Annotated in this window: 5 protein-coding genes; 4 read left to right on the top strand and 1 reads right to left on the bottom strand. The window is 71.1% G+C overall.

The features are described 5' to 3' along the window. The first annotated feature begins 5 nt into the window (after positions 1 to 5). From nuoL to recQ, 4 genes are all read left to right on the top strand, one after another. A complete protein-coding gene (gene nuoL, locus ACZ7LV_RS23320) occupies positions 6 to 1,970 on the top strand; it encodes an NADH-quinone oxidoreductase subunit L (protein ID WP_471941819.1) in 1,965 nt (654 codons plus the stop codon). Positions 1,971 to 1,975: 5 nt separating this feature from the next. Then, positions 1,976 to 3,547, top strand: coding sequence for an NADH-quinone oxidoreductase subunit M (locus tag ACZ7LV_RS23315; RefSeq protein ID WP_471941817.1), 1,572 nt, complete (start codon positions 1,976 to 1,978; stop codon positions 3,545 to 3,547). After that, the gene (gene nuoN, locus ACZ7LV_RS23310) at positions 3,544 to 5,193 is read left to right on the top strand and encodes an NADH-quinone oxidoreductase subunit NuoN (protein WP_471941816.1); all 1,650 of its coding nucleotides are present in this window, start codon (positions 3,544 to 3,546) and stop codon (positions 5,191 to 5,193) included. Before ACZ7LV_RS23315 ends, nuoN begins: the two co-directional genes overlap by 4 nt. A gap of 178 nt (positions 5,194 to 5,371) precedes the next feature. Further along, entirely contained in the window at positions 5,372 to 7,330 is a 1,959-nt protein-coding gene (recQ, locus tag ACZ7LV_RS23305) for a DNA helicase RecQ (RefSeq protein ID WP_471941814.1), read from the top strand. Between the two features lie 56 nt (positions 7,331 to 7,386). On the opposite strand, the gene ACZ7LV_RS23300 is transcribed toward recQ, so the two are convergent. Further along, entirely contained in the window at positions 7,387 to 10,209 is a 2,823-nt protein-coding gene (locus ACZ7LV_RS23300) for a fumarate reductase/succinate dehydrogenase flavoprotein subunit (RefSeq protein ID WP_471941812.1), read from the bottom strand. Positions 10,210 to 10,218: the final 9 nt, after the last annotated feature.

The raw sequence follows: 10,218 nt of genomic DNA, 5'->3' as shown, positions 1-10,218 counted from the left end.
CTGAAGTGGAGAACCTGATTGCGCTGCTGATCGCGGCGCCCCTGCTCGGAGCGGCCGTCCTGCTGTGCGGCGGCCGACGGCTCGACGCCGTCGGCCACTGGATCGGCACGGTCCTCGCGTTCGTCTCCTTCGCCCTCGGCGCGGTCCTCTTCGCCGATCTGCTGGGCAAGGGCGCGGAAGAACGGACGCTGACACAGCACCTGTTCAGCTGGATCCCCGTCGAAGGCTTCCAGGCCGACGTCGCCTTCCAACTCGACCAGCTGTCGATGACGTTCGTCCTGCTGATCACGGGCGTCGGCTCGCTGATCCACCTGTACTCGATCGGGTACATGGAGCACGACGAGCGGCGCCGCCGCTTCTTCGGCTACCTGAACCTGTTCCTCGCGGCGATGCTGCTGCTGGTCCTCGCCGACAACTACCTCCTGCTGTACGTCGGCTGGGAAGGCGTCGGTCTCGCCTCCTACCTGCTGATCGGCTTCTGGCAGCACAAGCCCAGCGCCGCCACCGCCGCCAAGAAGGCCTTCCTGGTCAACCGCGTCGGTGACATGGGTCTGTCGATCGCGATCATGCTGATGTTCACGACCTTCGGGACGTTCGCGTTCGGGCCGGTGCTCGGCGGTCACGACGAGCCGGGCCTCGTCGGCGACACCTCCGAGGGCATGCTCACGGCGATCGGCCTGATGCTGCTGCTCGCCGCCTGCGGCAAGTCCGCCCAGGTGCCGCTGCAGTCCTGGCTCGGGGACGCGATGGAGGGCCCGACCCCGGTCTCGGCCCTGATCCACGCCGCGACCATGGTGACGGCGGGCGTGTACCTGATCGTCCGCTCCGGAGCGCTCTTCAACGCCGCGCCCGACGCCCAGTTGGTCGTCACGATCGTCGGCGCGGTCACGCTCCTGTTCGGTGCGATCGTCGGTTGCGCCAAGGACGACATCAAGAAGGCGCTGGCCGGCTCGACCATGTCGCAGATCGGCTACATGGTCCTCGCCGCCGGCCTCGGTCCCATCGGCTACGCCTTCGCGATCATGCACCTGGTGACGCACGGCTTCTTCAAGGCCGGGCTGTTCCTCGGCGCCGGTTCGGTCATGCACGGCATGAACGACGAGGTCGACATGCGCAAGTACGGCGGGCTGCGCAAGTACATGCCGATCACCTTCGTCACGTTCGGCCTCGGCTACCTCGCGATCATCGGTTTCCCGGGCCTGTCCGGCTTCTTCTCCAAGGACAAGATCATCGAGGCGGCGTTCGCCAAGGGGGGCACCGAGGGCTGGATCCTCGGCGCCTGCGCCCTGCTCGGCGCGGCCATCACCGCGTACTACATGACGCGCGTGATGCTGATGACGTTCTTCGGGGAGGAGCGCTGGCGGCACGCGGCGACCGCGTCCCCGGCCGAGCCCGACGTGGAGCCCGCCGCCCGCACCCACGGCGAGCACGCCGAGCCGCACCCGCACGAGTCGCCCCGGTCCATGACGATCCCGATGATCGTGCTGGCCTTCGGGTCGGTCTTCGCCGGCGGGTTCTTCAGCATCGGCGAGCGCTTCGTGCACTGGCTGGAGCCGGTCACCGGCTACGAGCACGGGCACCCGCCGGTCAGCGCGCTGACGGTCACGCTGTCCACGGTGGCCGTGATGGTGATCGGTGTCGCGGTCGCGTACGCGCAGTACGGCCGCCGTCCGGTCCCGGTCGTCGCCCCGCGCGGGTCGCTGCTCACCCGGGCCGCCCGTCGCGACCTGCTCCAGGACGACTTCAATCATGTCGTCCTGGTCCGTGGCGGCGAGCACCTGACGCGGTCCCTGGTGTACGTCGACCACACCCTGGTCGACGGAGTCGTCAACGGCACGGCGGCCTCGGTCGGCGGCCTGTCCGGGCGGCTGCGCAAGCTGCAGAGCGGCTTCGCGCGGTCGTACGCGGTCTCGATGTTCGGCGGCGCGGCGGTCCTCGTTGCCGCGACCCTGCTGATGAGGGCGGTCTGATACCGATGTCCTTTCCTCTGCTGACAGCGACAGCGGCGCTCCCGGCGCTGGGGGCGATCGCCACGGCCGCCGTCCCGGCGGCGCGGCGCACCGCCGCCAAGTGGCTGGCGCTGCTCGTCTCGCTCGCCACGCTCGCCCTCGCCATCACGGTGCTGGTCCGCTTCGAACCGGACGGCGACCGCTACCAGCTCACCGAGTCGCACGCCTGGATCGCCGAGTTCGGCGTCCGCTACGAGCTGGGTGTGGACGGCATCGCGGTGGTGCTCATCGCGCTCACCGCGCTGCTGATCCCGTTCATCGTCCTCGCGGGCTGGCACGACGCCGACCCGCTGGAGACGGGCAGCAGGCGGTGGCGGCCCACGCAGGGCTTCTTCGCGCTGATCCTGGCCGTCGAGGCGATGGTGATCCTCTCCTTCGAGGCCACCGACGTCTTCCTCTTCTACATCTTCTTCGAGGCCATGCTCATCCCGATGTACTTCCTCATCGGAGGCTTCGGGGACCGCGCCCACGAGCACGGTGAGCAGGTGGCGTCGACGCAGCGGTCGTACGCCGCGGTGAAGTTCCTGCTCTACAACCTGGTCGGCGGTCTGATCATGCTGGCCGCGGTGATCGGCCTCTACGTGGTCGCGGGGAACTTCTCCCTGACCGAGATCGCCGAGGCCCGGGCGAACGGCTCGCTGGAGATGTCGACCAGCACCGAACGCTGGCTGTTCCTCGGCTTCTTCTTCGCCTTCGCGGTGAAGGCGCCGCTGTGGCCGCTGCACACCTGGCTGCCCAACGCCATGCAGGAGTCGACCGCCCCGGTCGCCGTGCTGATCACGGCGGTCGTGGACAAGGTGGGGACCTTCGCGATGCTCCGCTTCTGCCTCCAGCTGTTCCCGGAGGCCTCGAAGTGGGCGACGCCCGTCATCCTCGTACTGGCGCTGATCAGCATCGTGTACGGGGCGCTGCTCGCCGTCGGCCAGCGGGACATGAAGCGCCTGATCGCGTACGCGTCGATCTCGCACTTCGGCTTCATCGTCATGGGCATCTTCGCGATGACCAGCCAGGGCCAGTCGGGCGCGACGCTGTACATGGTCAACCACGGCATCTCGACGGCCGCGTTGATGCTGGTGGCCGGCTTCCTGATCTCGCGGCGGGGCTCGCGCCTGATCGCGGACTACGGCGGGGTCCAGAAGGTCGCTCCGGTGCTCGCCGGCACCTTCCTCATCGGCGGCCTGGCGACCCTGTCGCTGCCCGGGCTCGCGCCCTTCGTCAGTGAATTCCTGGTCCTGGTGGGCACGTTCGCGCGCTATCCGGTGATCGGCATCATCGCCACCTTCGGCATCGTCCTCGCCGCGCTCTACACCCTCGTCCTGTACCAGCGGACGATGACGGGCCCGGTGAAGCCGGCGGTGTCCGCGATGCCGGACCTCAGGGTGCGTGAGCTCGTGGTGGTGGCCCCGCTGGTGGCGTTGCTGATCTTCCTGGGCGTCTATCCGAAGCCCCTCACGGACATCGTCAACCCGGCGGTGAAGCAGACCATGTCCGACGTACAGAAGCAGGACCCCCGGCCCGAGGTGGAGGCGGCCAAGTGAGCGCAACAGCCGTCCACAGCCTGTGGACAACCGCGGCGGATCCGATCGCCAAGATCGACGCGCCGAAGATCGAGTACGCCCAGCTGTCACCCATGCTGATCGTGATCGGCGCGGCGATCATCGGGGTGCTGGTCGAGGCGTTCGTCCCGCGCAAGTCCCGTTACTACGCGCAGATGTTCGTGTCCGCCGTGGGTCTGGCCGCCGGTTTCGCGGCGGTCGTCGCCCTCGCGGCGGACGGGTACGGCACCACGAAGGCGCAGATCGCGGCGATGGGCGCGGTCGCGGTCGACGGACCGGCGCTGTTCCTGCAGGGCACGATCCTGCTGTCCGCGCTGGTCGCCCTGTTCACCTTCGCCGAGCGGCGGCTCGACCCCGCCACGCACGGCAACCGGGTCGACTCCTTCGCCGCCCAGGCGGCGTCGGTGCCCGGCAGCGACAGCGAGAAGGCCGCGGTCAAGGCGGGCTTCACCACCACCGAGGTCTTCCCGCTGCTGCTCTTCGCGGTCTCCGGGATGCTGCTCTTCCCGGCGGCCAACGACCTGCTGACGCTGTTCGTGGCGCTGGAGGTCTTCTCGCTGCCGCTGTACCTGATGTGCGCCCTGGCCCGCCGCAAGCGGCTGATGTCGCAGGAGGCGGCGGTCAAGTACTTCCTGCTCGGCGCGTTCGCCTCCGCGTTCACGCTGTTCGGGATCGCCATGCTGTACGGCTACTCCGGCTCGATGTCGTACGGCACGATCGCGCAGGTCGTCGACGGCACCCTGACCGACATCACCCCCGCCCTCGCGAGCACCATGGGCCACGACGTGCTGCTGCTGATCGGCACCGCGCTGATCGTGATGGGGCTGCTGTTCAAGGTGGGCGCGGTGCCGTTCCACATGTGGACGCCCGACGTGTACCAGGGCGCGCCGACGCCGGTGACGGGCTTCATGGCGGCGGCGACGAAGGTGGCCGCGTTCGGCGCGCTGCTGCGGATCCTGTACGTCGTGCTGCCCGGCCTGCGCTGGGACTGGCGGCCGGTGATGTGGGGCGTCGCGATCGTCACCATGCTGGGCGGCGCGATCGTCGCGATCACACAGACCGACATCAAGCGGCTGCTGGCGTACTCGTCGATCGCGCACGCGGGGTTCATCCTCGCGGGTGTCATCGCGACGACGCCCGACGGTGTGTCCTCCGTGCTCTTCTACCTGCTGGCGTACTCGTTCGTGACGATCGGTGCGTTCGCGGTGGTGACGCTGGTGCGGGACGCCGGCGGCGAGGCGACGCACCTGTCCAAGTGGGCAGGGCTCGGACGCAGGTCGCCCCTGGTGGCGGCCGTGTTCGCGATCTTCCTGCTGGCCTTCGCCGGTATCCCGCTGACCTCCGGCTTCGCCGGGAAGTTCGCCGTGTTCAAGGCGGCGGCGGAGGGCGGCGCGGGGCCACTGGTGGTGATCGGTGTGATCTCGTCCGCGATCGCCGCGTTCTTCTACATCCGGGTGATCGTCCTCATGTTCTTCAGCGACCCGAAGCCGGAGGGCCCGACGGTCGCGGTGCCGTCGCCCCTGACGGTGACGGCGATCGGGATGGGCGTGGTGGTCACGCTGGTGCTGGGTGTGGCGCCGCAGTACTTCCTGGAGCTGGCGGGGAACGCGGGGGTGTTCGTGCGCTGACGCACCCCCGTCCGCAGCGGCCCTCCTCGTCGACCGGGGAGGGCCGTTCCGTTGCCCGGGCTCGGAGGAAGCCTGTGGATAACTCCGGGGCTGTCGGTGCGGGCGCCTATCGTGGACGCAGTGGTCGAGAGGCGACGTACGGGGGCACGGCGATGGGTGGGACAGGCGGGGTAGTGTCATGGCGGTAGCTGAGAGTGAGGCGTTGGCTGCACTCCACAAGGTCTTCGGGTACGAGGCCTTCCGTGGGGAGCAGGAAGCGGTCATCGAGCATGTGGTGGCCGGTGGCGACGCCGTCGTCCTCATGCCGACCGGTGGCGGCAAGTCCCTCTGCTACCAGATTCCGGCCCTGGTCAGACCGGGTACGGGCATCGTGGTGTCGCCGCTCATCGCGCTGATGCAGGACCAGGTCGACGCGCTGCGGGCGCTGGGTGTGCGGGCCGGGTTCGTCAACTCCACGCAGGACTTCGACGAGCGGCGCGTGGTGGAGGCCGAGTTCCTCGCCGGTGAGCTGGACCTGCTGTATCTGGCGCCCGAGCGGCTGCGCCTCGACGCCACGCTGGACCTGCTGTCACGCGGGAAGATCTCCGTCTTCGCGATCGACGAGGCGCACTGCGTGTCCCAGTGGGGGCACGACTTCCGGCCCGACTATCTGACGTTGTCGCTGCTCGGCGAGCGGTGGCCCGAGGTGCCGCGGATCGCGCTGACGGCGACCGCCACCCGGGCCACCCACCAAGAGATCACCCAGCGGCTGAACATGCCGGCGGCCCGGCACTTCGAGGCGAGCTTCGACCGGCCCAACATCCAGTACCGGGTCGTGCCGAAGGCCGACCCCAAGAAGCAGCTTCTCGGCTTCCTGCGCGAGGAGCACGCGGGCGACGCGGGCATCGTCTACTGCCTGTCGCGGAAGTCGGTGGAGGCGACGGCCGAGTTCCTGACCAGGAACGGTGTCGAGGCCGTGCCGTACCACGCGGGCCTGGACGCCGGCACGCGAGCGGCGCACCAGTCGCGGTTCCTGCGGGAGGACGGGCTGGTCGTCGTGGCGACGATCGCCTTCGGGATGGGGATCGACAAGCCGGACGTGCGGTTCGTGGCCCACCTGGACCTGCCCAAGTCCGTGGAGGGGTACTACCAGGAGACCGGCCGTGCCGGGCGGGACGGTCTGCCGTCCACGGCCTGGATGGCCTACGGGCTCAACGACGTCATCCAGCAGCGCAAGCTGATCCAGTCCGGTGAGGGCGACGAGGCGTTCCGGCGGCGGGCGGCCGCGCACCTGGACGCGATGCTGGCGCTGTGCGAGACGGCACAGTGCCGCCGGGGCCAGCTGCTCGCCTACTTCGGCCAGGAGCCGGACCCGGCCGGCTGCGGCAACTGCGACACCTGTCTCACACCGCCCGAGACCTGGGACGGCACCGTCGCGGCGCAGAAGGTGCTGTCGACGGTGGTGCGGTTGCAGCGGGAGCGGGGGCAGAAGTTCGGCGCGGTGCAGATCGTCGACATCCTGCTGGGCAGGCGCACCGCAAAGGTGATCCAGTTCGACCACGACCAGCTCTCGGTGTTCGGCATCGGCGAGGAGCTGAGCGAGGGCGAATGGCGTGGCGTGGTCCGGCAGTTGCTCGCCCAGGGGCTGCTCGCGGTCGAGGGTGACTACGGCACGCTCGTGCTGACCGAGGCCAGCGGCGGCGTGCTGCGCAGGGAGCGGGAGGTGCCGCTGCGCAAGGAGCCGAAGAAGCCGGTCGCGGCGCGGGCGGGATCCTCGGCGTCCGGGCGCGGCGAGCGCAAGGCGAAGGCCGCCGCGGCGGAGCTGCCCGAGGAACTCCAGCCGGCCTTCGAGGCGCTGCGCGCCTGGCGCGCCGAGCAGGCGCGCGAGCAGGGCGTCCCGGCCTACGTCATCTTCCACGACGCCACCCTGCGTGAGATCGCCACCGCCTGGCCCCGGTCGGTGGCGGAGCTCGGCGGCATCAGCGGAGTCGGCGAGAAGAAGCTGGTGACGTACGGGGAGGGCGTGCTGGCGGTGCTGGCGTCCCTGGACGGATCGAGCGGCTCGGCGCGGCCACCTGCCGAGGATCAGGGCGCGGACGAGTGGCCCGAGCCGGACGCGGAGCCGGAGCCCGAGCCCGAGCCGGACGACTGGACCTGAGGCCTGTCCGACCTGTCCGACCCCTTCGTCCGACCCCTTCGTCCGGGCCACTCGTCTCACAGCGCTCGCGCCGCGTACGCCCTGACATCCGCGTCCGGGTCCGTCGTGGCCGTGGCCAAGGCCGCGCGGGCGTCCGCCGCGGCGCGGTGCTGGGTGAGGGACAGGACGGCGGCCTTGCGGACGTCGGCGTTCGGGTCGGCCAGTGCCTTGGCCAGGGCCGGGACGGCCAGCTCGGGAGCCGCCGCCGACAGAGCGGTCGCGGCGCCGGACCGGACCTGCCAGGCGGGGTCGGACAGGGCGGCCCGGGCCCGGAGGGCGAGCGGTGCGGGGATGCCGGTGGTGCCCAGCGCCGCGTAGGCGGCGCCGCGCACCAGGGCGTCGGTGTCGCCGGCGAGGTCCGCGAGCGCGCGCAGGACCGCTTCGGCGTCGCGGTGTGACGCAGCGGCGCCGAGGTCGGCCCCGGGCGGTGTGCCGCCGGTCAGGCGGTCCGCGGCCACGGTGGCCAGCCCCTTGGCGATCGTCACCCGGACCTCGCGGGACGGGTCGGCCGTCGCCGCGCGGGCCAGCTCCGCGGCCGCGTCGACCGACACGAGGGCGCGGACGGCCTCGACACGGACGGCGACGTCGGAGTCCGACAGGGCCTTCGCGAACAGACCGGCGTCGCCCAGACGCAGGGCGCGCAGCACGTCCAGGGCGGCGGCCCGCACGGTCCCGTCGGGCTCGCTGAGCGCGGCGGCGAGACCCTCGCGCAGGGCGGGTTCGGGCGGCAGCGTCTCCACCAGCTCGCGCAAGGAGGCCGCGGCGGCGGCGCGCACCTCCGCTGCGGGGTCGCGCAACGCCTTCGCGAGGGCGGGACCGGTGCCAGGGGGCAGCGTCTCGGTCAGGACGGCGACGGCCTCGCGCCGGACGGCGGGGACGGGGTCGGTCAGGTACGGGCGGAGGGAGTCGAGTCCTGGCTGCTCCTCGGCGAGGGCGACCAGTTCGAGGAGGCGGGCGGCGGACTGCCCGGAGCCGGGCGTCGCCCCGGGCACCGGGTGCGGGGCGCCGGAGCGTGCCGTGGCGGCTCCGGCGTGGGTCGCGACGGGCGCCGCGTCCCGGCCGCCCGCCGTGGCCACGTCCTCGGCGTGGACCTCGCCGAGGGGACGGGAGGCACCGCCGACGGGGGCGAAGCCCTCGACCGGAACCAGATAGGGAGCCACGGGCCTGGCCGTGAACTCCATCGCACCGGAGGGGGACTTGTGCAGATCGAGGTGGTGGAACCAGGACTCGTCGTCGCGACGGGGATGGTCGAGGCGGTCGTGGTAGAGGCCCCAGCGGGACTCGGTGCGGGCCAGCGAGGCGCGCGCCGCCATCTCCGCGCAGTCGCGGATGAAGGTGACCTCGGCGCACCGCATCAGCTCGTGCGCGGTGCGCGCCCCCATCGCGGCGATGTCCTCATGCATTCGCTCGAAGGACTCCAGGGCCAGCGACAGCCGGGCGCCGGACTTGGGCGGAGCCACGTAGTCGTTCACGAAGCGGCGCAGCTTGTACTCGACCTGGGTCTGCGGCGGGCCCTCGGGATGGCGCAGCGGGCGGTAGATCAGCTCGTGCGCCTCGCGCAGCTGATCGGCCGGCAACTCGCCCTCGTACGGCGTGCAGCCGGCGGCGTCCGCCCCTGCCAGGTCACCGAAGACGAACGCGCCGATCATGTAGTTGTGCGGCACGCAGGCGAGGTCGCCGGCGGCGTACAGCCGGGGGACGGTCGTGCGGGCGTGGTCGTCCACCCGTACGCCCGAGGCCGAGTGGCCGCCGCACAGTCCGATCTCGGAGATGTGCATCTCGACGTCATGGGTGCGGTAGTCGTGGCCGCGCCCGGAGTGGAAGGTGCCGCGCGTGGGGCGTTCGGTCGAGTGCAGGATCGACTCCAGGGCGGAGAGCGACTCCTCGGGGAGGTGGCTCAGCTTGAGGTACACCGGGCCCCGGTCGCTCGCGACCTCCGCCGCGAACTCGGCCATCATCTGCCCGGACCAGTAGTCGGAGTCGACGAAGCGCTCGCCGTGGCGGTTGACCTGGTAGCCGCCGAAGGGGTTGGCGACATAGGCACAGGCGGGCCCGTTGTAGTCCTTGATCAGCGGGTTGATCTGGAAGCACTCGATGCCGGTGAGCTCGGCGCCCGCGTGGTAGGCCATCGCGTAGCCGTCACCGGCGTTGGTCGGGTTCTCGTAGGTGCCGTAGAGGTAGCCGGAGGCGGGCAGGCCGAGGCGGCCGCAGGCGCCGGTCGCGAGGATCACCGCGCCCGCGCGGACCGTGACGAACCGCCCGGTACGGGTGTGGAAGCCCGCCGCGCCCACCGCCCGCCCCTCGGCGGTGAGCACCCGCACGGGCATCACCCGGTTCTCGATCCGGATCCGCTCCCGCATCTCCCGCCGCCGCAACTGCCGGTACAGGACCTTCTTGACGTCCTTGCCCTCCGGCATCGGCAGCACGTAGGAGCCGGAGCGGTGCACCTGGCGGACCGCGTACTCGCCGTGCTCGTCCTTCTCGAACTTCACTCCGTACGACTCCAGTCGCCGCACCATGGCGAAGCCGAGGGTGGCGGTCCGGCGGACGGTGGACTGGTCGACGATGCCGTCGTTGGCGCGGGTGATCTCGGCGACGTAGTCGTCCGGTTCGGCGCGGCCGGGGACGACCGCGTTGTTGACGCCGTCCATGCCCATGGCGAGCGCACCGGAGTGGCGGACGTGGGCCTTCTCCAGGAGCAGCACGTTCGCGCCGTGCTCGGCGGCGGTGAGCGCCGCCATGGTGCCGGCCGTGCCACCGCCGATGACCAGGACGTCGCAGGTCAGCTCCTCGGCCGTGGCGAGCGCCGGGATCTGCAGGGGCTGCGCGGGGGTGTTCACCAGGATGCC

The organism is Streptomyces sp. NPDC107562, from assembly GCF_055657325.1.
Note: the sequence above shows the minus strand (reverse complement) of the source record. Positions and strands in the feature narration are given on the sequence as shown.

Bases quoted from the DNA above. Each gene is read 5' to 3' on its own strand.
- recQ (WP_471941814.1), top strand. From the start codon at position 5,372: ATGGCGGTAGCTGAGAGTGAGGCGTTGGCTGCACTCCACAAGGTCTTC.
- ACZ7LV_RS23315 (WP_471941817.1), top strand. From the start codon at position 1,976: ATGTCCTTTCCTCTGCTGACAGCGACAGCGGCGCTCCCGGCGCTGGGG.